The sequence below is a fragment of the Thiorhodococcus drewsii AZ1 genome (assembly GCF_000224065.1).
GTDB classification, from domain to species: domain Bacteria; phylum Pseudomonadota; class Gammaproteobacteria; order Chromatiales; family Chromatiaceae; genus Imhoffiella; species Imhoffiella drewsii.
In genome coordinates, this window is record NZ_AFWT01000033.1 from 1 (window position 1) to 26,754 (window position 26,754).

15 protein-coding genes are annotated in these 26,754 nt (G+C 62.2%); 8 read left to right on the top strand and 7 right to left on the bottom strand.

The genetic code is table 11. The features are described 5' to 3' along the window. A partial coding sequence (locus tag THIDRDRAFT_RS27125) for an IS3 family transposase (protein WP_007042303.1) occupies window positions 1-174 on the bottom strand: 174 nt, incomplete at its 3' end. Between the two features lie 91 nt (window positions 175-265). On the opposite strand from THIDRDRAFT_RS27125, the gene THIDRDRAFT_RS17865 reads away from it, so the two are divergent. Beyond that, complete coding sequence (locus THIDRDRAFT_RS17865) at window positions 266-3,673, top strand: hypothetical protein (RefSeq protein WP_007042304.1); 3,408 nt, start codon at window positions 266-268, stop codon at window positions 3,671-3,673. 322 nt (window positions 3,674-3,995) lie between these two features. Then, a complete protein-coding gene (locus THIDRDRAFT_RS17870) occupies window positions 3,996-4,625 on the top strand; it encodes a tyrosine-type recombinase/integrase (RefSeq protein WP_007042305.1) in 630 nt (209 codons plus the stop codon). Between the two features lie 75 nt (window positions 4,626-4,700). On the opposite strand, the gene THIDRDRAFT_RS17875 is transcribed toward THIDRDRAFT_RS17870, so the two are convergent. Then, entirely contained in the window at window positions 4,701-5,648 is a 948-nt protein-coding gene (locus THIDRDRAFT_RS17875) for an Rpn family recombination-promoting nuclease/putative transposase (RefSeq protein WP_007042306.1), read from the bottom strand. A gap of 90 nt (window positions 5,649-5,738) precedes the next feature. Here THIDRDRAFT_RS17875 and THIDRDRAFT_RS26860 point away from each other — a divergent pair, with 90 nt between their 5' ends. Genes THIDRDRAFT_RS26860 through THIDRDRAFT_RS17890 form a run of 3 tightly spaced genes read left to right on the top strand, consistent with a single transcriptional unit; the run spans window position 5,739 to window position 7,271 of the window. Next, complete coding sequence (locus tag THIDRDRAFT_RS26860; protein WP_281054773.1) at window positions 5,739-6,011, top strand: histidine phosphatase family protein; 273 nt, start codon at window positions 5,739-5,741, stop codon at window positions 6,009-6,011. Then, window positions 6,008-6,559: an NADPH-dependent FMN reductase gene (locus tag THIDRDRAFT_RS17885; protein ID WP_007042308.1), complete on the top strand. Its 552-nt coding sequence runs from the start codon at window positions 6,008-6,010 to the stop codon at window positions 6,557-6,559. The genes THIDRDRAFT_RS26860 and THIDRDRAFT_RS17885 overlap by 4 nt, the downstream gene beginning before the upstream one ends. Window positions 6,560-6,569: 10 nt before the next feature. Continuing rightward, window positions 6,570-7,271, top strand: a complete 702-nt coding sequence (locus THIDRDRAFT_RS17890) for a VIT1/CCC1 transporter family protein (protein ID WP_007042309.1) — start codon at window positions 6,570-6,572, stop codon at window positions 7,269-7,271. Window positions 7,272-7,311: 40 nt separating this feature from the next. Here THIDRDRAFT_RS17890 and THIDRDRAFT_RS17895 read toward each other — a convergent pair whose 3' ends face one another. Then, the gene (locus tag THIDRDRAFT_RS17895) at window positions 7,312-7,884 is read right to left on the bottom strand and encodes a Crp/Fnr family transcriptional regulator (RefSeq protein WP_245535882.1); all 573 of its coding nucleotides are present in this window, start codon (window positions 7,882-7,884) and stop codon (window positions 7,312-7,314) included. A gap of 466 nt (window positions 7,885-8,350) precedes the next feature. Here THIDRDRAFT_RS17895 and THIDRDRAFT_RS25775 point away from each other — a divergent pair, with 466 nt between their 5' ends. Beyond that, a complete protein-coding gene (locus tag THIDRDRAFT_RS25775; protein WP_007042311.1) occupies window positions 8,351-10,099 on the top strand; it encodes a methyl-accepting chemotaxis protein in 1,749 nt (582 codons plus the stop codon). Between the two features lie 93 nt (window positions 10,100-10,192). Here THIDRDRAFT_RS25775 and THIDRDRAFT_RS27350 read toward each other — a convergent pair whose 3' ends face one another. Next, entirely contained in the window at window positions 10,193-10,516 is a 324-nt protein-coding gene (locus THIDRDRAFT_RS27350; RefSeq protein WP_040845301.1) for a hypothetical protein, read from the bottom strand. 65 nt (window positions 10,517-10,581) lie between these two features. Between THIDRDRAFT_RS27350 and THIDRDRAFT_RS17910 the strand changes: the two genes are divergently transcribed. Next, window positions 10,582-10,917 carry a DUF4351 domain-containing protein gene (locus THIDRDRAFT_RS17910; RefSeq protein ID WP_245535883.1) on the top strand — a complete coding sequence of 112 codons (336 nt, stop codon included), beginning with the start codon at window positions 10,582-10,584 and terminating at the stop codon, window positions 10,915-10,917. 112 nt (window positions 10,918-11,029) lie between these two features. Here the strand turns inward: THIDRDRAFT_RS17910 and THIDRDRAFT_RS24005 are convergent, their stop codons facing one another. From THIDRDRAFT_RS24005 to THIDRDRAFT_RS17925, 3 genes are all read right to left on the bottom strand, one after another. Continuing rightward, window positions 11,030-16,714: a PAS domain S-box protein gene (locus THIDRDRAFT_RS24005; RefSeq protein ID WP_159105428.1), complete on the bottom strand. Its 5,685-nt coding sequence runs from the start codon at window positions 16,712-16,714 to the stop codon at window positions 11,030-11,032. Between the two features lie 477 nt (window positions 16,715-17,191). Further along, window positions 17,192-21,946, bottom strand: a complete 4,755-nt coding sequence (locus THIDRDRAFT_RS24010; RefSeq protein ID WP_007042315.1) for a PAS domain S-box protein — start codon at window positions 21,944-21,946, stop codon at window positions 17,192-17,194. Between the two features lie 275 nt (window positions 21,947-22,221). After that, window positions 22,222-22,503 (bottom strand): hypothetical protein, encoded by a 282-nt coding sequence (locus THIDRDRAFT_RS17925; RefSeq protein ID WP_007042316.1) that lies wholly within the window; start codon window positions 22,501-22,503, stop codon window positions 22,222-22,224. 666 nt (window positions 22,504-23,169) lie between these two features. Here THIDRDRAFT_RS17925 and THIDRDRAFT_RS17935 point away from each other — a divergent pair. Next, entirely contained in the window at window positions 23,170-26,523 is a 3,354-nt protein-coding gene (locus THIDRDRAFT_RS17935) for an Eco57I restriction-modification methylase domain-containing protein (protein ID WP_007042318.1), read from the top strand. Window positions 26,524-26,754 lie beyond the last annotated feature (231 nt).

Sequence of the window (26,754 nt, forward strand, 5' to 3'; positions counted from 1 at the left end):
GCTCCGGCCGAGGATGAGACCTCGCCCATACTGGATTCGCCAGCGCTCGATCTGACTGCGGTGCACGCCGAGACTACGGGCCACCTCCGCGACCCCGCGCCCTTGCTCCTCCACGAGCTTGACTGCTTCACGCTTGAAATCTTCTGTGTACTGACGTCTGCTTTGCTTCGCCATGCTTCACCTCGCTTTCGGTCGGCATTATGCCGCTTGGCAAGGTGTCCGTTTTCATTGAACCACTACAGGACTTGCCGCTCGACGCCAGGCGATGCGCGACGCGATTGCTGATCTTCCCAGTCCCGATGATCTCCATACCGATTTCTACGACCGCACGCGTATGGCCGATTGGGTCAACGAGTATCCAGGGGAGGTCTTGTGGGTCAGACAGCAGCTCGGTCAAACGCTTGCAGGATGGCGCCCTTACGGCAACTGGTCGCACGCGCCCGACGACGCGAATAGCGTATACATCATCGATGAGACCGCCCGGCTGAGGGATCAAACGCATCCGCAAGACGGGATGATCTCGATCATCGACGGAATCACTCGCTTGCGCTCTAGACTCGCCGCTCCTGGCGGTATCGTCAGGCTGACCGGCCTTTCCGGAACCGGAAAGACGCGCCTGCTCGAAGCGCTCTTCGATCCAAACATCGGCGAGCAGCCGCTCGATCCCTCGCTCGCCATCTACGCCGATATCGGGCACGAGTCTCCGGAGCCACGGCCCAGCCAGCTTGCCACGCAGCTCACAGCCGAGGGCCGGCGCGCCATCCTCTTGATGGACAACTGCCCCAGCGCGACCCACGATGCCATCGCACAGCAGTGCCAGTCGAGCCCCGTCCTGAGTCTCATCACGGTCGACTTGGACATCCAAGACGACATAACGGAAGGAACGGATGTATTTCGCTTATTGAACGCATCCGAATCGGTCATCAAAGGGTTGCTTGACCAACGGTATCCTGCTCTTCCCGAGCCTGTTCGGTGGCGCATCGCCGTTTTTTCCGGCGGCAATGCACGGGTCGCTTTGCTGATCGCCCACTCCGTCTCACCGGATACCAACCTGGCCGATCTGGGAAATGAAGGCATGTTCCGCCGGTTGTTCCATCAAAGGAATCAAGCCGATGCAGGGCTCCTTCAGGCAGCTGAGGCATTGGCCTTGGTCTACTCGTTCGACGGTGAAACCCTGGATAGCGATCAGACGGAAATCACCCTGCTCGCTGGCCTCGCCGGGCTCGATTCAAGGACGCTGTACCGGTCGGTCGCCGAACTGAAACGCCGCGACATCATCCAATGTCGCGGACGCTGGCGGGCAATCCTGCCCCAGCCGCTTGCGAACTGGCTCGCAAAGCGTGCCCTAGAGAACCAGCCAGCGCTCGGAATTGCCGATCGATTCTGGTCTTACGGTAACCCACGCTTGCTTAGGTCGTTCGCGCATCGACTGAGTTATTTGCACGACTCCCCTGAGGCGCGCCGAATTGCAGAGGCGTGGCTGAGCGCCACTGGACCGCTGGTCCGGCTCCGGGAGATCGCCTCGTCGAGCATCGACCCTCGCCATGACTTGATCGAATACATGGCCGCCGTGAACCCTACTGCGGTTCTAAGCGCCTTCGACCAGTTCACGATGAACGCCAGCCTTGATGAGCTTGGCCCACAAAGTTGTTGGCACTGCAAGCCGTGGGTGTTCTTGCTACGAAAGATCGCCTGGTTCCCGGAACTGTTCCAGACCGCGGTTCGCGTCTTGGTCCGCTTTGTTTGGGCTGGGCGCGATACGCATGGAGCGCTAACGAACGCCAACCAGCTCGAGGAACTGTTCTGGTTGAGACTATCGGGGACGAAGGCCGATGCCTCGCAGCGTCTGGCTGCTCTCGAAGAGCTGCTCTTCAGCGCAGACGAGCCCGCTCAAGAGCTCGGGATGATCGCCCTTCGCGGGATGTTGAGGAGCGGATATTTCTCGGGAAGCGTCGACTGCGGTTTCGGCGGATACCCAATCGACGAGGGATGGCAGCCAGCCGACGCGACCGAGCGTCGCGACTGGTACTTGGGTGCACTTGCGATCGCCAAGCGATTAGCCTTCGCGGATTCACCGCGTCGCGCCGAAGCGCGCAAGGCTATTGCCGATCACTTCAGGGATCTCTGGTGCTTTGAAGCCCTGTTCGACGAGCTTGAAGCGCTCGCCCAGGAAATCAACGCTCAAGACTATTGGCCAGAAGGCTGGCTGGCCGTCAGGCATACCATCGCCTTGGATGCCGATCGAATGGATGCGACTTTGCTCGATCGGCTGCGAAAGCTGGAAGAGCGTTTGGTGCCAACCGACCGATGGGCGCGGTTCCGGGCCTATGTGATGCAGCCACTTCACAAGATCCTCGATACCGAGCATGGCGATGACGCTGATGGATATGCGCAAGCGTCTGAGGCAGCCGTCGAAGAGGCGAGACAGTTGGGACGAGAGATCGCAGAGACACAGGACTTCCCGGCCTCTGTCTGGAACGACCTATTCAGTCCAGCGGCTCATCAAGCGAGCTGGGTCGGGGAAGGATACGCAGAGGCGGTTGCGGCTATCTCGGAAGGATGGGCCTCTCTCGTCGAGCGCTACGGCGCAAGCAAACAAGACAGCAGAAACTCAGCACTAATGGGGGGCTTTCTTCGGAAGAGTGCCGAGATGGACAGGACCAGCGTCGAACGCTTCCTCGACGAGGCGGTCTCCGATCCTGTGCTCGGTCCAGTCTTCCCTTTTCTGCAGTTGCAGGCTGGTATCGAGGGAGGCGCGGTTCGGCGTCTCATTGAGTCCGCTGAGGGTGGTCTAGCCCAACCACGAGCCTATTGGGGGCTCGTCTTCGGCAGGACAACAGAGAACATCCCTGCTGAGGATTTGGCTCGCCTCATTCTGAGCATCGCAAGCTCGACGGATGGGCTCGCGATCGCCGGGAACATTTTATGCCACCACTTTCGCCATAAGCATGAAGACGAACTGTCATGGGATACATCGTTACTTGAATGTGGCCGGAAACTTCTTAGAGAGCATCCGCTCGATCAACAGGACGACACGGCGATCTACCACCTCACCGAGATCGCGAAGGTTTGTCTGCCCGGTGAGGAAGGAGTCCAGGATGCGCACCAGGCCAGTCGACGCATCTTGGAGATGACGACTGACCGCTACAGAGACTGGCGCACCCTGCGGCCTTTGGTCTCGATTCTACTTGAGCTGCATCCGCTGACCGTACTCGATTGCTGGCTTGGCGGCCGCGATGATCCCAGATGGCTTCAATGGATGAGCTCTTCTGGCCACCTCGACCGCAACAACCCACTCAGCAAAGTGCCGACAGCGATCCTGTTGGACTGGGCACACGCAGCCCCCGAGACGCGCTTTCCACGACTAGCTACTGTTGTCACTGCATTCGAGAAAGTCGATGGGATTGCCAATTTTTCCCAGACAACGCTTTCACTCCTGCAAGAGGCACCGGATCGTTCAGCAGTCCTAGAAGCGCTGGCACCACAGTTTCGCCCCAACAGCTTTGGCTCACGGGCGGACCTCCTTGAGGAGCGACGGTCTCTCATACTGCCATTCCTCGATGATGAAGATGTATGGGTTGCCGGAGCTGCACTCGAGATCGAAAGGACGTTGCAGGATGAAATCGCCTTCGAGCGCGAACGCGAGGGTAATAGGGATGAGCGTTTCGAATAACCCTCGCTTAGCGCCTCAACGTCGACGACCTCACGTTGACCGTCAACCGTCTGACTTCGCGATTATTCCATGAAAATGCATGGTTCACGCCGCAGACGCCAATTTGGTGACCGCTCTCCAGCAGAATCCTGTCGTTTCAGTGCCAAACCGGAGTGATAGCTGTCAGGATGGAGCTGACAGATAGCCCGGAAGGCCGGGTGACCGATACTGGGACCCTACTGCCCCAGATCAGTCACCCAGCAGTGACTGCTTTCAGGCCGAGCCGCTTCGTCAACCGCCGACCATGCTTCTGTTTCCCTTCCTGAAAATGAGGAAACAGACGATGAAGACCAACACGACAACATCCCAAGCAGCACATGAGCCGTGGAACAAGGGCAAGCTGATTGGCCAGAAGCCGCCGTTGAAGCTGCACGAGATCTGGACCGTCCGAACGCAGCTTCGCATGGCAGGGAAGACGCGGGAACTGGCGTTGTTCAACCTGGCAATCGACAGCAAGCTGCGCGGGTGCGATCTGGTCAGTCTGCGGGTCCGCGACATCGCCCATGGCAATCATGTTGTCTCCCGGGCGAGCGTTGTTCAGCACAAGACTCAGGAGCCCGTGCGCTTCGAGCTGACGGAGCAGACGCGCGAGGCCGTGGAGGATTGGATCAAGAAAGCGACGTTGTCCTCCACAGACTTTCTCTTCCCGAGTCGGCAAAGTGGTTCGCCACACGTGTCCGCCCGTCAGTACGCGCGCATCGTGAAGCAGTGGATCGAGCTCATGGGAGGTGATCCCCAGGAGTACGGAACGCACTCGTTGCGCCGGACCAAGGCGACGTTGATCTATCGACAGACCAAGAACTTGCGGGCCGTCCAGTTGCTCCTCGGGCATCGGAAAATCGAAAGCACCGTGCGCTACCTTGGAGTGGAGGTGGATGACGCTCTCGACATTGCCGAGCACATTGAGTGCTGAAGACGAGGCAGGCGCTCAGCGAAGGCTGGGCGCGTCTCGGAAGTCTATTCATGGGTGCCTGCGAAGAGCTGATCCTTAAGTCGGGTCCTTGAGTATCTCTTCCAGGGTCGCACACTCTAGGACGCGATCGGCCCAGACCTCGAGCGCGTCCTCGCCCGCCTGCTCGAGGTGCGCCTCGGCCCAGGCCGGCAGTGCACCGAAGCGCCGGATCAGCAACCGGCGCAATAGCTTGGCCTCGCCCTCCGAGACACCCTGTTGTTTCCACTCCTCGGTCCAGGTCTTCACCCGTTCGGCCAACATGGCACGCATCTCCTGAAGATCGTTGACGTTCGGTAGCTCGGCGCCTGGAACCCGCGCCGGTAGCAGCACGCGCTTGAGCCAGACCACGAAGGCACGGCGCAGGCTATCCTGCTCGGGGGCGGCCAGCCACTCGATCAGACTCGCCAGCACCCGCTCGATATCCTCGGGGCGGCGACTGTTCTCGAGTCGGAACAGGGCGGCGGCGATATTGCGCTGCCCGGCCAGCGCGGTGTCCGCGAGCCGCTGCTCGTCCAGCAGCAGGTATCGGAACTGCGGTTGCCAGCGGCGCAGTTGCTGGGGAAGGTCCGGCTCGATCAGCTCATCGAGACTCGTCTTGGCCCACCAGGACTTCTCACCATTGTAGAGGACGATCGGCAGGACCGGCGGCAGCGGGTCGCCGGCCGGGATCTCGCCGGCTGCGGCCAGATCCTGATAGAGCAGTCCGACATAGGTCAAGAGCCGCACCGTCATGAAGCGATCGACCGTCGACTGGAACTCCAGCAGCAGATAGACGTAGACCCAGCGATCGCCCCAGCGCAGCCGCCAGATCATGTCGTCCTCGCGCTCGCGCAGGTCGTGACTGATTCCAATCTCGCTGACGCGTTGCAGTGTGGTGAAGTCCAACTGCTCGACCCAGTCCTCCTGCACGAAGCCACGGATCAGGTCCGCCACCAGGTCGCGATGCGAAAACAGGAGCTTGTAGGATGGATCGTGGTCGGCCATCAGGGGCGAGTGGAGTGTTTTCAGCGTGACTAAACCATACCGGAATCACACCCAGATGACAGCGATTGTGCAACGAAAAGAACCTCAAATCTGCCCCGCAGCGATCGCTCAGATGTCTGCGCCCGCGCCGACCGGCTCATTGCGCGGCTGAGTACGATGCAGGGCACGGTCGCGCTCTTCTCGTATGGTCAGTTCGGCGCGGCCCTCGCCGTGCGTTGGATCGGCCTGGCGCTGGTCGAAGGCCAGCATTTCACCCTGCACCCGGCGTCGATCAGCATGCTAGGCTGCGACGCACACCATCCGGATCAGCGCACGATCGAGCTGTGGAACGAATGCTGTCACTATCACAGGAAACCGCTATGAGCCACTACCAAATTGCCGTCATTGTCGGCAGCCTTCGCCGCGATTCCTTCAACCGCAAGCTGGCGGATGCCATCGCGAAACTGGCGCCACCGTCGTTTTCATTCAGCCAGGTGCAGATCGGCGACCTACCGCTTTACAACCAGGACGATGACGCGAGCCCGGCCGCGTCCGTCACGCGGCTGAAGACCGAGATCGCGGCGGCTCAGGGTCTGCTGTTCGTCACGCCCGAATACAACCGTTCGATCCCCGGCGTGCTCAAGAACGCGATCGATCATGCCTCGCGCCCCTATGGTCAGAGCGCTTGGGCGGGCAAACCGGCTGGGGTGCTGGGCGTCTCGGTCGGCGCCATGGGCACCGCCCTGGCGCAACAGCATCTGCGCAACATTCTCGCCTATCTGGATGTGCCAACCCTGGGCCAACCGGAAGCCTTCATCCAGGCCAAGGACGGGTTGTTCGATGAGGCCGGCAACATCGGCGTGGACAGCCGAGATTTCCTGCAGGGCTGGATGGACCGCTATGTCGCCTGGGTCACCAGGCACGCGGCCTGATCGCGACGCCATGACAGGGTCGCGACACCACAAGGAACGCCACCGCACGGACCGCATCGGCTGGCTGCGGGCCGCCGTGCTCGGTGCGAACGACGGCATCGTCTCGACCGCCAGTCTGCTGGTCGGCGTGGCGGCGGCCAATGCCAGTCACGCCGACATTCTGCTGACCGGGGTTGCGGGTTTGGTGGCCGGCGCCATGTCGATGGCCGCTGGCGAGTATGTCTCGGTCCATTCACAGGCCGACACCGAGAAGGCCGACCTGGCGCGCGAGCGCACGGAGTTGGAGCAGAATCCACCCGCCGAACGCCGTGAACTCGCGGCCATCTATGTCAACCGGGGACTTGAGCCGAACCTTGCAGCGCAAGTGGCGGAGCAACTGATGGCGCACGATGCCCTCGCCGCCCATGCGCGCGACGAGCTCGGCATCTCCGAGACCCTCAGCGCACGGCCGATTCAGGCCGCCCTGGCGTCGGCCGCCAGTTTCGCGGTCGGCGCGGCGCTGCCGCTGGCCGTCACGGCAGTGGCACCCGAGCACATCCTGATTCCCTGGGTGTCGGGTGCCTCTCTCGCCTTCCTCGCCCTGTTGGGCGCCATCGCCGCTCGGGTTGGTGGTGCCAGCATGCTGGTCGGCGCCTCGCGGGTCACCTTCTGGGGAGCGCTGGCGATGGCCATCACGGCCGGTGTAGGTTCAGTGTTCGGTGGCGCTGTTTGATGCAGTTTCGGTTTCTGGTGCAGACGTTGTCATCGCGCACTCAATAGCGCCCACCGGACGCCCACAAATAATTACGCAGCTCGGCGTCTTCGAGGCGCAGGCGCGCCAATGTTGCGTGGGTGATGAGCACGAAGGCACGCATCACTTTGTAGAGTAAACGGGGATGATCGTCCTCCATGGCCTCCAAGGCGGCGGACTCCAAGGTCATAACCCTGCTGTCACCGACCGAGCGCAGCCCAAAGACATACGCCGAACCGTCGATGAAGCTACGTGTCCCCACGCATTCACCGACGTGCATCTGGTAGAGGATGTCCTCTTTACCGCCAGCCTGGTCCCGATAGCATTGCATGGCACCCGCCGCTTGCAGGAACAGGGTCTGGCACAGATCCCCTTCGGCGACCAGCACCTCACCATCGCACAGCGTCGTCACACCCATCCGGTCCGCGAGCGCCTGCGTTTCGCCATCATCGAGTTCGGCCGCCAGGAGGGAGCGGCGAAGCGCTTCCAACTTATCGTTTTCATTCATCGAACCTGTGTCCTCTGGTGGCAAGGGGAAGAGGACATGACGGACATCCCCCGCCTGCGCATCCTCGGCCAGAGGATGTTCATGCATGCAGCGTCATGCCAATGAGTCCAGGGCCAGCGTGAAATGCATCGATCGATGCCCGCGCACATGGAATGCGATAGCCGACCCCACCAGGAAGAATAGGCACAGGACCGAGAGCGGTCGGTACGGTTGCGCACGTAGCCATGAAATTCGTTGGCTTGGTGCGAGACCGAACAGCCTGGCGAACCCGTGTGGGTTCGCTATGACTCGTGCATCTGCGCGTGCGCACGTTGACCGATGAGTTGGTGCAGCTGCGGCGACTGGCTCCAGGATCACCTGACCGGTCGTAGCTAGTCTCAATCGACATCTACCAAACGCCTTCGAGGCTTTTCCTCTGATGTGCTCAGTGGCATGACGGTGTAGATACCCTCAAGATCGAGACCTATATCGCGTTCCGCGTCTTTGCTTTTTTGGCACGATGTCGGTTGAACCGACTCCCTGGACAACAGCGCTACGATGGAGACGCATACGCATGAGCGCTCGTACACGAAGAATCTTGACGCTTGGCACGGTCGCACTCGTGGGACTCGCCCTGCTCGGCGTTGCTTACGCATTTCTTATGTTCAACAACGCTGCTACTCAGCTTTCGGAGGCCAATGCGCGTCAGATTCGCTCCTATCGCCTGGCGAGCGAGCTCAGGCAAAGCTCCGACGACTTGACTCGGCTTGCGCGCACTTATGTTGTCACCGGCGATCCCGCCTACGAGCAGCAATATCTGAGCATTCTCGCCATTAGGAACGGAGAGGCGCCGCGCCCGAAAAGCTATTACCGGGTCTATTGGGATTTCGTTGCCGCTGGCGATCCTAAGCCTCGTCCAGACAGCGACGTCACCATGCCTTTGCAGGAATTGATGCGCGAGAACGGCTTCACCGAGGAGGAATTCGCCAAGCTTGCAGAGGCTCAGGCCAACTCCGATGGGTTGGTCGGCTTGGAAGTGCGTGCGATGAAAGCCGTCAAGGGGCTGTTCGCGGATGCTTCGGGAAACTACAACGTGCGCCGCGAGCCTGACACCCAACTGGCCCGGGAGCTTCTGCACAGCAAGCAGTATCACATCTACAAGGCCGATATCATGAGGCCTTTGGACGAATTTTACGTCTTGATGGAGAAGCGCACCGCCCGAGCGGTAGCCGCAGCCGAGGGGCAGCTGACAACCGCGAAGAATGCCTTCGTCGGGGCGCTACTGCTCGTAGTCGCCTTGGTTGCGGTCCTGATCTGGCTTGGCCAGCAACAGGTGCGCGCCGTGCTCGGCGGCCGTTTGAATAGCGTCCACGATATCCTTCATCGAATTGCTGACGGCGATCTCACCGTGAATGCGGGAGCGGCGCCGAAGGGTAGCATGCTCGAGGCGATCGGCCTAATGGCCGCTTCTATCCGGGCCATGGTTCAAGAGCTCGGCGATCGCTCGCGTCGCCTGGCCGAGAGCGGTGGCCAGATCACCACGAACTCGCGGGAAGTCGCCGACGCGGCCCAGCAACAGTCGGACGCAACAGCGACCATGGCCGCCGCGATCGAGCAGATGACCGCCAGTATCAGTCATATTTCCGAGAGTGCGAGAGAAACCGAAAGCGGCGCCGACACATCGGCGACGCTCGCCGAGGAGGGCACTGCGCAAGTACAAATGGCGAGCAGTCAGATCAAGGAGATCGCCTCGACCGTACAGGACGCATCAGAACGTGTTCGGAAGCTCGAAGACCGGGCCAAACAGATCTCCTCGATTACGAACGTCATCAAGGACATCGCCGGTCAAACCAATCTGCTCGCACTCAATGCCGCCATCGAAGCCGCACGCGCCGGTGAGCAGGGACGCGGCTTCGCCGTGGTAGCGGACGAGGTGCGTGAGCTCGCCGGGCGCACCTCGTCGGCCACCGTCGAAATCGAAGAGATGATTGCAGGCATCCAGTCGGATACAGGCACCGTGGTCGAGGTCATGGACACCGCCTTGCCACAAGTTGAGCGAGGCGTAGAGGCGGCCGACGGTGCGGCAAGCGTGCTGCGTCAGATCAAGGAAGGCGCGGAAGCCGCGCTCGCGCGCATTCGTGAGGTCGCCGACGCCACCCGCGAGCAAAGCAGTGCCAGCAACAATATCGCCCAAAAGGTCGAGCAAATTGCTCAAATGGTTGAAGAGACCAGTGCATCCACACGTGCTACGGCTGAGACGGCCCAAGAGCTCGAGGAGCTTGCGGGCGAGCTGCGGGCGATGGTTGCGCGTTTTCGCTGCTGAGCGTGCCGAATGCGACGGTGGACTCGGTGGCCGCGCGGGTCGGCTACGGCACACCCTACGCGTTGATCCTCGCCTTCAGGCGGGTGCGCGGCATCAGGCCACGCGAGCATCGCGCCAGGTGAGGTTTAAATCGACGACGTTGTACAACATCCGTCCGTTTTCGATCCCCACCGTCTCGCCGACGGATTCGCCTGAAAAGCCATCGCATGCATCACCGGATCGGAGGGTTTCGGCGGAATTCACCGGATCGGCCAGGGCATTCCAACAGCGTGAGCGACGAGTCGGCGGGGGTTTGGCGGGCTCGAGTGCCTCGAGCATGAAGTCGAACAGGTGCTCCCAGGAGGTGAACAGCATGTCGTGCGTAAGCGCGCGCAAGTGCTCGAAGAAGGTTCGCCGCGAGGGCAGGTGTTGGCGCACCGCGCGGTATCGTGGGTCAAGCAGATCAAGCACCGTATGGGCGAGGAAGGCGAGCAGGATGAGCGTTGCGAGCAGCGCGGCCAGGTGCGCTGGTCTGGCTCAAGCGTGTTCTGCTGCCGGCTCGGGTTCCAGGCGCCGAACTACCAAACGTCAACGATCTTCAGGAGATGCGTGCCATGTTGGCCGAACGGGTGAAAATCTGGACCGAGGAGTGGAAACAACAGGGTGTCTCGGAGGGCGAGGCCAAGCTGCTGCGCCGGCAGTTGGTTCGACGCTTTGGTGTACTACCGCCCTGGGCCGAAGCGCATCTTGAGCAGGCGAGCGAGGATGAGCTCGAGGTCTGGGCCGATCGCGTCCTGGAGTGTGCGACCTTGGAAGAGGTACTCAAAGACCCGGCTTGAGTGTTAGCTCTTCGCAGGCCGAAGCCGCATTGCTGCGGCATACACATCTATTCTGCCAGGGGGAGCGCTCGCCGAGCGCACGCATGGGAACCGGATCCGTTGGCCGTTGCCGTCAATTGCCTTGACCCGATCGACCTTGTGTCACTTGACGATCAAACGACCTTACATCCTGCGGGCACTCGGTCTGAACGAGCGCCAGTGCAGCGTCAAAATCGTATGCATCGATCTGTTCAATGAGGAGTTCAAAGCCATTCCCTAGGATTTCGCGGAGCTTTGAAGCCTGTCTGTCGCAGAGTTCCCGCGCGGCTGGATTGGACTCAGTGAGCAGTATGGTGAGCGATTCCAGGAGATCGGATGCGGTCATTGCCTCAGGGGCGTCAGTGGTTATCAAGTCGCCATTGGTGCTCGGCAATGCTCTCGACAGATCCACGAACGCTTGTCTCATCTGTTGAATTAAAGCCTCCCACGGTGCTGCGCCCAAACCCTGCGCGTCACGTAACATGGTATCGAGACGGCTCGCAGCCTCTGCCAATGCCGTCGCACCAAGGGTGCCCGCAGCGCCTTTCAGGTCATGGACAAGGTGGTGCGCCGCTTCCCTATCGCTCGTGTGCAGGTATGTGGTCAAGCGTTCGGGAGTTTCGCCGTAGTTGAGGACAAAGCGCCGTATGAGTGCTACATATTTAGCTGTTTTGCCACTCATCATCGCGAGTCCGCGGTTCAGGTCGAAGCCGGGCAGCATCGCCAGTCGATCGAGGCCACTTGCGGCGAGTTGTGCGCTTGGGGCGCTCGAGGGTTCGACTGGCTGGCAGGGTTCAGCCTTCGGTTCCCGTGACAGCCACAGCAGCAGTGCCGCATAGAGGACCGCCGGTTCCACGGGTTTGGCGACGAAATCCTGCATGCCAACCGCAAGACAGGCCTGGCGGTCCTCACTGAAGGCATTGGCGGTCATCGCGAGGATGGGGCGTTCAGCCCACCCGGGCAGCGCGCGTATGGCTCGTGTCGCGGCCAAACCGTCCATGCGGGGCATCTGTACGTCCATCAGGATCAACGCATAGTCACGCGTGCCGGCCTTCTCCACGGCTTCGACACCGTCTTCGGCAGTCTCCACTATGAGCCCAGTGGAGCTCAGCAGTTCCAGGGCAACCTCTCGATTGATAGGGTTATCTTCCGCTAGCAGGATCCTGACTCCGGTATGGAGTCGGCGCAACTCGGCCTCAGCCGCTTTCGGCGGGCTTGGCCGCGCCGGTTTGCACCCTTGGCCATGTTCGAGCCAGGCGGTCAACCAAAAGAGGCTGCCCTTGCCCGGTGTGCTTTCGACACCAGCCTTGCCGCCCATCTGTTCGGCCAAGTGACGAGTGATCGCCAGCCCCAAACCGGTACCGCCATAGCAGCGGGTGGTGGAGGCATCCGCCTGCTCGAAGGAGCGGAAGAGTCCACCCACCGCGTCGGCAGGAATACCGATCCCGGTGTCCTCGACCTCGAGGCGCAGATACAAGCGCGTGCCTTGTTCCTCCAGCAGCCGGGCACGCAAGACGATGCGGCCCCGCTCGGTGAACTTGACCGCGTTGCCGGCATAGTTGAGCAACGCCTGACGCAACCGATTGCTATCCCCGCGCAGCCAGGATGGCACTCCGTCGGTCACCAGGAGGACTTCGAGTCCCTTGGCGTCGGCTTCCAACAAGATCAGAGAACGCACCTGGTCCAGCATCTCTTCCAGAGCGAAATCGACGGGTTCCAGCTGCATCTTTCCGGCTTCGATCTTGGAGAGATCCAAGACGTCATTGATGACGGTCAGGAGGTGCTGAGCAGCGATTTCGATCTTACCCAGCCGCTCCTTTTGGGCTGGCGTGGGCGTCTCGCGCTGTAGCAGATGGGTCAAACCCAGAATGGCGTTCATGGGAGTGCGGATCTCGTGGCTCATATTGGCCAGGAAGGTGCTTTTGGCCCGCGTGGCGGTCTCGGCCCGGGCGCGTTCTTGGGCTAGCTCGGTGGTACGATCGGTCACGCGCCGCTCCAGATCGGCGTTGAGACGATCGATTTCCTGGCGCGCTTGGATGCGCTCGGTAATGTCGCTGCCGACGGCGAGGATCTCGTTCAACTCACCTTGCGTATCACGTAACGCCTTGTTGGTCCAGGTCATCCAGACTCGGCGGCCATCGCGGCAGAGGTTTTCGTTGACGTTGTTGCGGTAGCGTTCCGGGTACGTCAGGATGTCTTGGACCAGCCCGCTGAGATCAGTCCCGCTGGATTCCTGGCCCGGAACCAGGATGCTGATGTGACATTTGCCGACGACTTCCTCGGCGGTCCAGCCGAAGAATTGCTGGGCGAACTCGTTGAAGAAGGTGATGGTGCCATCACGAGCCCAGCGGATGATGGCGCTGTTGGCGCTCTGCACCAGTTCGCGGTAGCGGCGTTCGCTCTCCTGGAGAGCATCGCTGGCAGCTCGACGCTCTGTAACATCTAGGAAAGAGCCGATGAGCTGTTCGACCTTGCCACAACTGTCGCGCAGGAAGACGGTGTCACGGGACAGACACCAGATCCAGCGGCTGTCTGCAGTTTTAAAGCGGTACTCGACTTCCAATGTCTCGCCGTCCTTGGCGTGTGCGACTCGCTCGATATGTTCCGCGATCCGCGCGGAATCGTCCGGATGGAAGAGCGCTTCAAAGGCGCTCTTGCTCGTCGCTTCCTGCTGCTGCTGACTGTAGCCAGTTAAGCGCGAGTACTGGGGGTTGATATAGATATTATGCCCCTGCTCGAGATCATAGATGTAGAGCCCATTAAGCGATGCTTCGAGGATCCGCTGGGCGAAGGCCTCGCTTTGCCGTAGGTGCTCTTCCGCCTGCTTGCGCTCGGTGATGTCGGTACACGCCTCCACGATCGCCTGGACCGCTCCGCTCTCGTCGCGATACAGCGAGCATTGTGCGTCGATGATCAGCACCCGGCCGTCGGCGCACACCTGGGTCAGCTCGCTACGCCATACGCCACGGGCTTCAAGCTGCGCGCGCATGTCGACGAGCGGTTCGCTAGAGTCGGTTTGCAGTAGCGCGTGGACGTTTCGTCCAAGTGCGTCCTGTTCCGTCCAGCCATAGAGCAACTCCGCGCCGTGGTTCCAGAAGATGATTCGCTCTAGAAGGTCTAGACCGATCACGGGCGCCGCCCGGCTGAGCAAATTCGTCTGCCACTCGAGCATTTGGTTGCGCGTGCGCAGTGTCTCCTCGGCCTGCTTGAGATCGGTGATGTCGGGGAAGGTGACCACTACCCCTGCAAGTGCTCCGCTGAGATCGCGATAGGGACGGATGCGGCGCAGATACCAGCATTTGGACTGGCCCTGGGTCTCGCGATCGGTGATCGAAGTGCCACTGAGTACCTGGCGACAGTCCTTGACGAGCTCCGGGTCGTCGAACTGACGTACCAGATCCTCCACCGGGCGTCCAATGTCCGAGGGGATAATCCGCATCAGATGCGCGCAAGCCGGCGTGTAGCGACGGATGCAAAGCTCTGCGTCCAGTAGCAGGGTAGCCGTCTCGGTACTGGTGAGCAGGTTGCCGAGGTCACTGTTCAGCGTCTTGACCTCGCTGATCTTGGCCTCCAGCTCGGCGTTGGAGGTGGCGAGCTCCTCGTTGACCGATTGCAGCTCCTCCCGGGAGCTCTCCAACTCCTCGTTGCCGGATTGCAGCTCCTCGTTCATCGCCATCATTTCCTCGTTGGCGGCCGCCATGTCCTCGCTGGAGAAGCGGGACTGCTCGAGGGTTCGCACCAGATCCTCCCGGGTGGCGCGGAGTTCATGCTCCAACTGACGGATGAGCCAGTCATCCCGCTCCGCCCCGACGCACGCCTGCGCGCCCTGGGAACCACATTCGGGGCTGAAGCACACGAGCAGCGAGACCAGGCGGCCGTCATTCAGGATCGGCGTCACCTCGATGCGGGTACCCGGACTGGCTTCAGTCGGGAACTCGGTCTCGAGCGCATAAGCCACCGCTCTGACATGCTCACGCTCCGCTCGGCCCAGAACCGACTGCAGTGACAGGCTCAGGGCGGGTGCGGCCAGCTTCAGCAGGTTGTGCGAGGCGGTTCCGGACGGTACTGTCAGATAAGGCGACGAACGACCAGTGACACACAGGATCTCATAGTGTGCATCGACGAGAATCTGGACCGGACCATACTCCTCGATCTGTTGGCGATAGAGCCGCTCGCGGCCAAGCTGGTCGATCGTATTTTCCGTGTGCGTGCTGTCGGTGGGGCGTTGCAGCGTCGGAAGAATGGTGATGGGAAGACGTGGTGCGGGGCGCGGTGCCGTGTCGAGCTGGCGGAAGATACGCCAGGGCTGTGAGAGGGTTTCGAAATGGTGGTTGGCGGCGCCGAGGCTCTCAGAGCTGCCCAGGAAGAGGCAGCCGCCGGGATTGAGCACGTAGCGGAAAAGGTCGATCAGCTTTGACTGGGTGTCGGGATTCAAATAGATGAGCAGGTTGCGGCAGACCACCAAGTCCAAGCGTGAAAAGGGCGGGTCGCTGATCAGATTGTGTGATGCAAAAACGATATGCTCGCGTACCTCTTTAATGATCCGCAGGCCATCCAGGTCTTCGGTGAAGAATCGGGCCTTACGCCCTGGCGACATCTCGGTCAAGGCGGACGCTTCGTAGTGTCCTATCCGCGCCAACGCAAGTGCAGCCTCATCGACATCGGTAGCAAAGATCTGTGGACGTGCTCCATCGGGATTGTCGTCGAGACACTCAAGCAGGAGTATTGCGATGGAATAGACCTCCTCACCGGTGGAGCAGCCAGCCACCCAGACACGCAGCATCTCACCGTTGGTTTTGGTCTCACAAAGCGGCTGGATGACCTTGCTCGCCAGCGTCTCGAAAGCCTCTGGATCGCGGAAGAATTCGGTCACACCGATTAGCAGGTCCTTGGACAGACTGGTCAGCGCGTCGGGATCCTGCTCCAGGATCTGGAGATAGCCGTGCAGGCTGCGGCAGCGGCTCAGTTCGAGGCGGCGCTTGATGCGCCGCCGCAGGGTGGCGGGCTTGTACCCGCTGAAATCCTGCTGGGTGCGATCGTGGATCAGGGCGAGGATGGTTTCGAAGACCCGCTCCTCTTCTTCGGGCGTTGCGCTCACGGGCGTCGCCGTGCTGGGCACCTTGTCCTGGCCCCAGGCACAAAGGGCGGCGGCGATCGCGCCTGGTTCCAGCACTAGGTCGGCCTGACCGGCTTTGACGACGCTCTCCGGCATGCCGGAATAGCTGGCACTACCCGGAGTCTGGACGATGACCAGACCGCCGATCTGCTTGAGGAGCACCGCACCCTGCGTCCCGTCATCGAGTGTCCCGGATAGGACCACCAGGGCCGCGCGTGGTCCTCGCTCCCGCGCAAGAACCGTGCAGAAAGCGTCGATGGGCTTAAATACTTTGCTTCTTCCGACCGGTGGTGAAAGCCTGAACACATTCCCCGCTAAATCCAGTCTTCCTTCAGAAGGGATGACATAGATCTGATCCGGTACCAGCCGGGAGCCGTCACCGACAGGGACCACGGGCATCCGGGTCCAATGCGCGATGAGATTCGACAAATGGCTATCGTGCCCGCTTTTACGATGTTGAATGACGACATAGGCGATCCCGCCGTCACTGGGTAGGTTTATGAGCAGTTCCTGGATGGCTGTCAATGAACCGGCCGAGCCACCGATGATGGCGACCTTGAAAGAGGGATTGTCGTGATTCGGGGAGACGATTTTGGGGTCCGTTGCCACTGCGTTTCTCTGAGAATCTAATGTCTCACTCCATGTTGGAGCAGTCGTGCGCACTCCACATCGTCGCGATTTCAAAGTTACGCCGCTTGACCTGCTGTGGACAAGTATGGAACTGATCTGAATGCGACCGTCGCCAATACCTCGTCGGGCAGCGTGTTGCGCAAGCTCCGTTCTGTCGACTCAAATGCCGATTGCCCGACCCGAAATCAGAATTATCTTTCTATATTATTGTTTTATTAGGGAAAGTCGCGTGAGTTATGTGAACGCCCTCTAAGCGGAGAGTGTTGCGTCAACCCTTGTGATACCCGGTAGGGACATCCTGCTGTCACCGGGACTTATGGAATGGCGACAACCGGTTTTTCGCTCGGGTTTGTCCCGCTTCTAGGATTCGATTTGGCTCTGCGCACCTCTCTTCTATAGCCACTTCGAAGAACGAATGACCGGACGGCGTGCCGGATGCGCTCTGCATATCGCCTCCTCTCGATTTCTCCCGTTCCCGCACAACGCGTTCAGACGTGGCAGTACAGTGCGCTAGACTGCCCGTCGTAGCCACTCCTCCACTTCTCGAGCTGGCAACGGCCGGCTGAAGTAATAGCCCTGCGCTTGTTCACAGCCGAGGCGGCGCAGTTGCGTGAGTTGTGCGGCGGTCTCTACCCCTTCGGCGATCACCGAAAAGTCCAGGTGTCGGCCGAGCGCAAGGATGGTCTGGACGATGGCGGCCTGCCTGGGCTGCTCGGGGGCGGCCCGGACGAAACTCTGGTCGATCTTCAGGCAGCACACCGGGAAGGCATTGAGATAGTGCAAACTCGAGTAGCCGGTGCCGAAGTCGTCTAGGGTCAGGCGCACGCCGAGGGTGCGCAGCGCCTGAAGGGTCTCCAGCGTCTCATCGGTCTCTTCGAGGAGACTGTTCTCGGTGATCTCGAGCTCAATCAGACTTGGATCGAGGGTGCCGTCGGCGAGCAGCGTGTTCAGCTGGGCGATCAGCGCACGGCGGCGCTCGGAATGACGAAACTGCTGGGCGGAGAGATTGACGGCCACCGGCAGCAGGGGCAGCCGCGCCCGAGACCAGGCCGAAAGCTGTGCGCCGACAGCCCGCAGCACCCAGGCGCCAAGATCTTCGATCAGGCCGTTCCGCTCGGCGAGCGGGACGAAGGCGTCCGCGCCGAGCAGCCCGTGGGTGGGATGTGCCCAGCGCACCAGTGCCTCGAGCCCGATCGCCCGTCCACTTGCGAGGGTGACCTGCGGCTGGTAGTGCAGACACAGACCCTCGCCCGCGAGCACCGCACGCAGCTGCTGCTCGAGCGTTATCGCCCGACGCGCCTCTCGTTGCATATCCTCTGTGAAGAACTGGTAGCGGTTGCGTCCACTCTGCTTGGCGCGGTACATGGCCGTGTCGGCGCAGGAGATCAGGGTGCTGGCCTCTGTGCCATGGTCCGGAAAGAGGCTGATGCCGAGGCTGCAGCTGATGCTGAGCTCCTGGCCCTCAAGGTGTAGCGGCGCATTGAGGCGCGCGATGAGTTTTGCGGCAAGATGAGCGGTGCCCTCGGTGCCAGTCTCGGGCAGTATCAGCATGAACTCATCACCTCCAGGGCGGGCAACGGTATCGACGGTGCGCACGCAGGCGCTCATCCGCCGCGCCACCTCCACCAGCAGCGCGTCGCCGGCCGCGTGGCCGAGCGAGTCGTTGATCTGTTTGAAAAAATCGAGATCGAGCACAATCACCGCCAGACATTCTTGCTGACGCTTCGCCCGGGTGAGGGCGGTGGCGAGTCGCTCCTCGAGCAGGCGTCGGTTCGGCAGTCCGGTGAGCGGGTCGTAGAAGGCGAGCTGGCGGATCCGCTCCTCGGCACGCTTCTGCTCGGTGATGTCGTGGATGGTGACGATCCCGAGGCGCAGCCGCCCCGTCACGTCGCGCACCGGCGTGCCGCCGTAGCTGCCAATGAAGCTCTGTCCAGTATCGTGCCGGCGCACCCACAGCTCGTGGTGGCTGAAGATCTCGCCGCGGCAAGCGCGCGAGAGCGGCCAGCTCTCGGGCGGCTGCAACTCGCCGGCCAGATCGCAAACCTCGAAGATGTTAGGAAACTCGGCGAGTGCGTGCAGCGCCTCGCCCTGGTGGGTGAATCCATGCAGGCGCTGGGCGGCGGGATTCATATCGAGCACCATCCCCTCTGGGGTGGCGATGACCAGTCCCTCGGTCATGCCCTGCAGGATCGCCTCGCGGGTGTCGTGCGCCTCGCGCAGGGCCTCTTCCATGTCCTTGCGTGCGGTGATGTCGAGATTGATGCCGACCCAGGACTCGATCGCTGCGCCGTCATGAACGGGCCGGCCAATCGCGAGCACGTGTCGCCATGCCCCGTCGCGATCCCGGAAGTGGTGCTCTTGCTCGAAATCCTCGCCGCTTTGAATGCATCGCAGCCAGTGCGTCTTGGTCGGTTCGACGTCCTCGGGCGGCAGCAAGTGCAGCCAGCCGAACTCCTGTACCTCCTGCAGGGTCATGCCGACCATCTCGAGAAAGGACTGGCTGGCATAGGTGCAGCGTCCCGTGGGATCGGTCGTCCAGACGCCGTAGGGGATGGCCTCGCCGACGGTGCGATAGCGCTGCTCGCTCTCCTGGAGTGCCTGCTCGGCATGCTTGCGCGCCGTAATGTCGAGCCATGTCAGGAGCACGAGATCTTCATCCCCGATGGTCAATCGATCGCCCGAGAGCAGGAATATCATGGGTTCTCCGGACCGTGTCAGCAGCGTCTGTTCTCTATCACGCACCGACCCCTCGCGCGCGAGTTCCTGCATGAATCGGGCGCGCTCTTGGGTCGAGGGCCACACGCTCAGGCTCAGCGACGAATGCCCGATGAGTTCCTCGCGGCGGAAGCCGAAGAGCGTCAGCCAGGTCTCGTTCACGTCGAGGATCAGCCCGTCGGCGAACCGTGAGAGGGTCAGCGCTGCAGGGTTGGCGCTGAACGCTTGGGCGAAGCGCGCCTCGGAGAGCCGCAGCGCCTGCTCGGCGGATTTGCGTTCGCTGACGTCCCGGATCACGCTGATCAAGGTCTCCGTCTCCCCGATCAAGGCTCCCTGAGAGCTCACCTCGGCAAAAAAGGTGCTGCCGTCGCGGCGGCGGTGCAGCGTCTCGAACAGCAGCCCGTGCGTATCCGCTTGCGCCATCTCCGACAGGGTCATGGGCTGCGTCTGCGGGACGCGCAGGTCATGGATGGTCAGGGACAGGAACTCCTCACGATCGTAGCCGTAGGCTTGCAGTGCCGCCTCGTTGGCCTCCAGCAGCTGGCCATCGTCGCGGCGCAAGAAGAGGATGATGTCGCGACTATGGCGGGCAAGCAGTTCGAAGCGGCGCAGCGCCGCCTCGGCCTGCTCGGCGCGATGCCGGGTCGCGAAGTTGTCGAGCGCGAGCCCCAAATCATTCGCCAGATCCTCGAGTAGGGCGACGCTCTCTGCATCGAAGCGCCCGGGCTCGCCGCTCTCGACCACCAGCACCGTCTGCGTGTCCTGCTGACTGGGCACCGGCAGCAGGACGCAGGCCTCGATCCCGGCCTCGAGCAGGTACGCGCTCCAGGGAGAGGTCCGAGGATCGCTACGCACCGCGTTGCAGACGAGGACCCGGCCCTCGTGTGCCGCCTGCAAGTCCTGCCCGAGCAGGCGCTGTACCTCACTCAGCGCGGGCTGCGTTGCGCAGCAGGGATCGCCCAGGTCCGGCTCGGTGAGCGCCACGAGCCGCCCCGACTCGGGCTCCAGCCGTCCCATCCAAACCTGCTGAAAATCGCCATCTTCGACGATCAGATGGCAGGCTTCCTGCCACACCTTGGACATGCTCGGGCTGCGCACGATCGCAGCATCGATCCGGGCGCGCAGTCGGTGCAGTCGGCTGAGGCGGGCGATGTGCCGCTCGGCGGCGCGCCGTTCGCCGATGTCGCGCACGATCTCCTGATAGAGCACCTCACCCTGATGCTCGAGCCGACGCACACTGCACTCGACCGGAAAGGGAGTGCCGTCACAGCGGCGGTGCAGGCCCTCGTAGACCAGGGATGGATGCTGCACTAGCTGCTCCCAGCTGGGAGCAAGACGCTCGGTTTCCCCAGGTGCGCGCAGGTCCTCTAGACGCAGGTCAAGGAAGTCCTCGCGGCTGTAGCCGTAGAGCGCGAGCGCGCGCTCGTTCGCCTCCTGCACGCGCCCGCCGGCATCGAAGAGCAGGATGGCATCGTTGGCGTAGCGGGTGAGGAAATCGAAGCGCTCGGCGAGGCGCTGCTGCTGCAGGTCGCGCGCGAGGCGCTCGGCGCGCTGAGCCGCGTGCTGGCCGCGCCACCACTGCCACAGCAGGAGTCCGGCGGCGCTGAGCACGCCGCTCAGCATGAGAGCGCTGAGCCGCGTGACTTGTCGTAGCGTGGCATAGGCCTCGTGGCTATCGAGCTTGGTCACCATCAGCCAAGGAGTGCCTTCGAGCGGGGTCAAGACGGCCAAGACCGGCACGCCGCGGTAGTCGCTTCCCTCCACCACACCCTTTCGGCCCCGCAGCCCCTGTGCGGCCGGCAGCTCGGGAGCATCGAGCGGATGGGTGAGCTGTAGCGCCGTTCGCGCGCGATGGCGCAGCTCGTTGAGGAAGAGAACCCGTTCTCCTTCGCGGCGCACGAGCAGTGTCTCGCCGCTCGGGCTCGATGTGGGCCAGCGCTGGATCAGGGGGTAAAGAAAGTCTTGGGGGTCGATATGGGCATAGAGTACTGGCTGGGCGGCCGGCGTCGGTAGCGCGATCGCGGTGAAGAGTCCAAGCGCGATTGCGCCGTTCGGTTGCCGGTGGAAATCATCGAGCTGCACGCCCGGCGTTCGCGCGCGTTCGGTAAGGTGCCGGTCCTCCCCCGGCGGTTCTGCTTCTCCAACGCTGAGCAGGGGCTGCCCGCGCGTGTCCAAGAGCAACACAGACCGGAAGTGATGGCTCTCCCTTAGATGCTCCAGGCGTGCGCGTAGCGCCTGTTCTGACGTGCTTTGCTCGGATGCGTCCACACCGTTGAGCATCTTCTGCAAAATCGTATGAAAGGTCTGGCTGACGGCCAAAGCCTCCAATGCACCTCGGCGCTCACGTAACCAACCCTGAATCTCCTCGGCCTTGTAAGCGGCGATGAGCTCGAGCTGCTCGTGTGTATCGGCCCGAAGGTCCTGGCGCAGCACACCGTAGATGCCGCCAATGGTCAGAGTAATTCCCACCACGACGAGCAGTAAGACAATCAGTAGTCGACCACCCTTTGGACGACGGGTGGATAAGACACGATTAGCGAGCGAGGGCATCTGCGGCTCCGGGTGAGGACAGCCTAACCTGAGGGCGGTCGCGTGGTTTGCTCCATGTCGAGCACGCAAAGTCATCTCAAGCCATAATAGTAGTTGTCTTTTCGCGCTGCAGATTGATCGACATGGCATAACGTACACAGATTAGAGGCTTATATGCCCGCCCTTCATCGTGCGGTCCCGGCCCCTCAACGCCGCCTCCACTCCCACGGCGCCACCGATTTGGGGTCGCTCCAAAGACCGCGCCTTTGTCCACGGGCGTCGCGCTCGGCGGCCTCCTAGAGGCGCCGGTCCATGTCTGATTGCTCGTTCGCGTACTTGCGATACCACCAGCACATGCCGTCCTCGACCAACCCGAGGTTCACGTCCTGGTCACCGTCGATGATCCGCACAACCTGTCCTGTCAGCGTGCCGGACGCCCAATTCGGGGCGGACGGAATGATCAACAACAGCAAAGCGATGGCGACGCGCGCCCTTGTTGCCTTTTCAGCATGACACCACCTCGCGGTCTTACCTGACTGGACATCGGGAAGCACGAGACCAGGCAGGCGCTTGCTCACCTAGGCGGCCCTCCTCCGGCCAACGGTTACGGATCATCGGCTCCACTGCGTCCATCTTGGCATCTGGCCGCTCGCACATCACAGAGGCTATCGAGTGTTCAGCACGTTTCGGCCATGTCGGTAGGCTTCGGCGAGTGACGCTGCCTGAGCTTTCACACAGCCAACGCGCAGCAGGATAGCCTCCAGCGTCGTGTCGCTCAGACGCACGCGCCGAGCATGACAGTGCCGCACAAAGCGATAGAAGCGCCTGGCGTCGTTGGGATGCGACATGCTTCCGTCAGCGACACTGAGAAAGCTCGCCAGCAGTTGCGCTGCTTTCGGGGGAAGCTCGGGGAGAGCGTCTCGCGAGACCATCATCTTCCACATGGGTTTGTACCCTCAAGGTTTTCGGTTTCTTCATACGCGCTCAATTTCTCAGCCGTCTCGTGGCTGGTCCGCTAATCACGTTTGTCGAAAACCTCAGCTTGCCCGCAAGACCACGCTGGCGTCAGTTAATCCAGGTTATGGTTTTCTCGGCTCCCCCTTGACGCGCGCAAGACACTCGGGGTTGCTCGTTGGCGAGCAGCGGTCTCTCTTAGTGGAATGCGCGGCGTTCATGACAGAATCACGGCGTCACTCGGCACTTCCGGGTGCCGAGTCAAATCACGCACAGGAGCGCCGCAAGGAATGGCCGCCACGAATCACTGCAAGCCACTTTTCAACCGACACCTGTTGGAAGAGGCGCGCCGCGCCTTTGTCCCGGCGCTCGACGAGGAGCAGCGGCGCATCGCCGCGAGCTGGGCGGCGAGTGCCGCCAACGGGTCGCTGCTGGGTCAGAAGGAGAAGCCCCTCCAGGGCCAGTTTCTCAGCCAGGTCCTCGATCGCTTGCTTGGCTACCACCAGATCGTCGGCAGCGACGGCATCCATCACATGGAGCCCGAGACCAGCTCCAAAGCGGTCAAGGGCTATCGTCCGCCGGACGCGCGGCTCGGCTGGTATGGCCAGGACATCGACCGCACGCGCGCTGTGCTCGAGCTCAAAGCTCCTGGAGCGAACCTCGATGCCAAGCAGGGCGCCGCCTATGGGCGCCTGACGCCGGTCGAGCAAGCCTTCGGCTACGCCGCCAAGGTGGACGGGTGCCGCTGGGTATTGGTGAGCAACTTCATCGAGCTGCGGCTCTACCGCACCGATCGGGGGCAGGGCTACTGTCGGCGCTTCGCGCTCGCCGATCTGGCCGACGCCGAGCACCTGCGCACCTTCCTCTTTCTACTCACGCGCGAGAGCCTCTTCGGGACCACGCTGGACACCGACAGCCCGGTTGAGCGCCTTGCCACCCACACCTATGCCGAAGAGGACCGCATCAGCAAGGCGTTCTACGTCTTCTACCGTGACCTGCGCGCGAACCTCTTCGACCACCTGCGCCGCGACAATCCGGCCCCGGCCGGACAAGCCGCCGAGGCGCACGGTGTCCGCCTGCTCGAGCTGACGCAGAAGATCCTCGACCGCTGCCTGTTCATCTGCTTCTGCGAGGACACCGGACTCTTGCCGCCTAAGATCCTCACGCAGGCCCTGACCGCCAAGAGTGAGGGATTCGTTCAGGTCTCACGCTGGCAACAGCTCTGCGGCCTGTTCCGCGCCGTCGACCTGGGGCATCCGCCCATGAAGATCAACGGCTACAACGGCGGACTGTTTGCGGCGGATGCTGACCTCGAGGCGCTGCAAGTCAGCGATATCTGCCTCGATGGCATCGAGAAGCTGGCCGGCTACGACTTCGAGACCGACCTCAATGTCAACATCCTCGGCCATATCTTCGAGCAGTCGATCAGCGACCTCGAGGCCCTCCGTGCCGAAATCCACGGCACGACTGCGGACAAGCAGCGCTCGCGCCGCAAGCGCGACGGCATCTTCTACACCCCGGAGTTGATCACGCGCTTCATGGTGTCGCGCACCATCGGCGGCTGGCTCACCGAGCGCCTGGCCGAGATCGAGGCCCGCCACCGCACCGGCAAGCCCGGTCCCATGTCGAACGAGACCCGCCTCAAGGTGTGGGTCGACTACCTCGACGTGCTCGGTCGCATCAAGGTGCTCGACCTCGCCTGCGGCTCGGGCGCCTTCCTGGTCGCGGCCTTCGACGAGCTGCTCGCCCGCTACGAGCAGGCCAATCGCGCGATCGCCGAGCTTCAGGGCACCCCCATGCAGCTCGGGCTGTTCGACCTCGATCGCCAGATCCTTCAGGAGAACCTCTTCGGCGTCGACCTCAATCCCGAGTCGGTCGAGATCACCAAGCTGAGTCTCTGGCTCAAGACTGCACGGCGGGACAAGCCGCTCAACAACCTCGACGCCAACATCCGTTGCGGAAATTCGCTCATCGAGCCGCCGGCTTCGGGCGCGTCCTCGAACCTCGCGGAGGCCTTCGCGAGCTTGCTGGACGTGCATCGCGCCTTCGATTGGCGCAGTGTCTTTCCCCAGGTCTTCGCGCAAGGCGGCTTCGATATCGCCATCGGCAACCCGCCCTACGTCCGGCAAGAAGTGCTTGGCCCTATCAAGCCCTACCTGGCCCAGCGCTACGCCAGCTATCACGGTGTTGCCGACCTCTACGTCTACTTCTACGAGCGCGGCCTGGAGCTGCTCGCGCCGCAGGGCAAGCTCAGCTTCATTGTCACCAACAAGTGGCTGCGTGCCGGCTACGGCGAACCGCTTCGCCGGCACTTCGCCGAGCGGGCGCAGCTCGAAGAGATCCTCGACTTCGGCCATGCGCCCATCTTCGAGGACGCCGATACCTTCCCCTGCATCATCGTCGCGCACCGCAAGCCCCTGGAGCCCGCGCCGGAGCCTGCGACGGTCCAGGTCTGCCCGGTCCCGCGTGACCGCTCCACCGAGCTGTCCCTGGACACCTACGTGCATGAGCATGGCTACCCCGTCCCCTGGAGCCGCTACGACGCCGAGCCTTGGAGCCTGGAGCCGCCCGAGGTGGACGGCCTGATGGGAAAACTCCGCGAACGCGGTGTTCCGCTCAGCGAAATCCTTGGCGCCAAGCCCATGTACGGGATCAAGACTGGCCTCAACGAGGCTTTCTTGATCGACGATGCTGCGCGCGCTGAGCTGATCCGCCAGGACCCAGGCTGTGCCGACATCATCAAGCCCTACCTGCGCGGCCAGGACATCAAGCGCTGGACGTCGGACTGGCAAGGGCTCTGGATGATCGTCCTGAAGTCGAGTCAGACCTTTGCCTGGCCTTGGCACGATGCAGGGGAAAACGCCGAGGCGGTTTTCGCCCAGACCTATCCGAGCCTACATGCGCACATGAAGACCTTCGAGGAGCGTCTCCGCCGACGCCAGGACAAGGGGCGATATTGGTGGGAATTGCGATCGTGCGACTACTACGAGGCGTTCGATCAGCCAAAGATCGTTTACCAGGTGATCCAGTTTCACCCGCAGTTTGCTCTCGATCTAACTGGCCTGTTTGGAAACGACAAGACATTCCTGCTGCCGACCTCAGATCATTACCTGCTTGCCGTCCTCAACGCTCCGCTCTTGTGGTGGCACAACTGGCGTTATTTGCCTCACATGAAGGATGAGGCCCTGAACCCGGCCGGATTCCGCATGGAAACACTCCCGATCGCCGAGCCGAGTCCCGAGATCCGCCGGGAGGTAGAGGAAGGCGCGAGCGCCGCGATCGAGCTGACGCGCGCTTCTCAGCACGCATCACGCGAGCTGCTCACCTGGCTGCGCGTGGAGCTCGACGTGGAAAAGCCAGGGCAGCGTCTCGAGTCCTTCGCCGAACTGACCGCCGACGAGTTCGCGGCCGAGGTTCGCAAACGCCGCCCGAAAGGGGCACCCCGCTTGACGCCAAAGATCGTCACCGAGCTGGCCGACACCCACCGGCAGTACGCGACGGCGGAGACGGCACGGGCGGCGCAGCGGCGCGCCATCGAGCGTCGTCTGTCGGATCTGGTCATCCAGGCGTACCGGCTCACCGACGACGAGATCGATCTGCTCTGGCGAACGGCTCCACCGCGCATGCCGCTGTCAGGCGGCTGAGTGTTCGAGCCCGTTGGTCAGGTCCTGGTTGGCAGGACGCGTGGCACTCGGTCCCCTCTGCGCTACGCTGGGCGCAGGCTGGATCGAAGCCTGCTGCCCACCTTGGCAAACCCGGACGGGACGATCTTCACCACACGTCTTACCGAGCATTTGAGCGTCCGTTCCTGAGACGACGATCGGCAGTGGGCACCGCGTGTCAGGCACGGGAATCGGAGGCTTCGTCTCCACGGA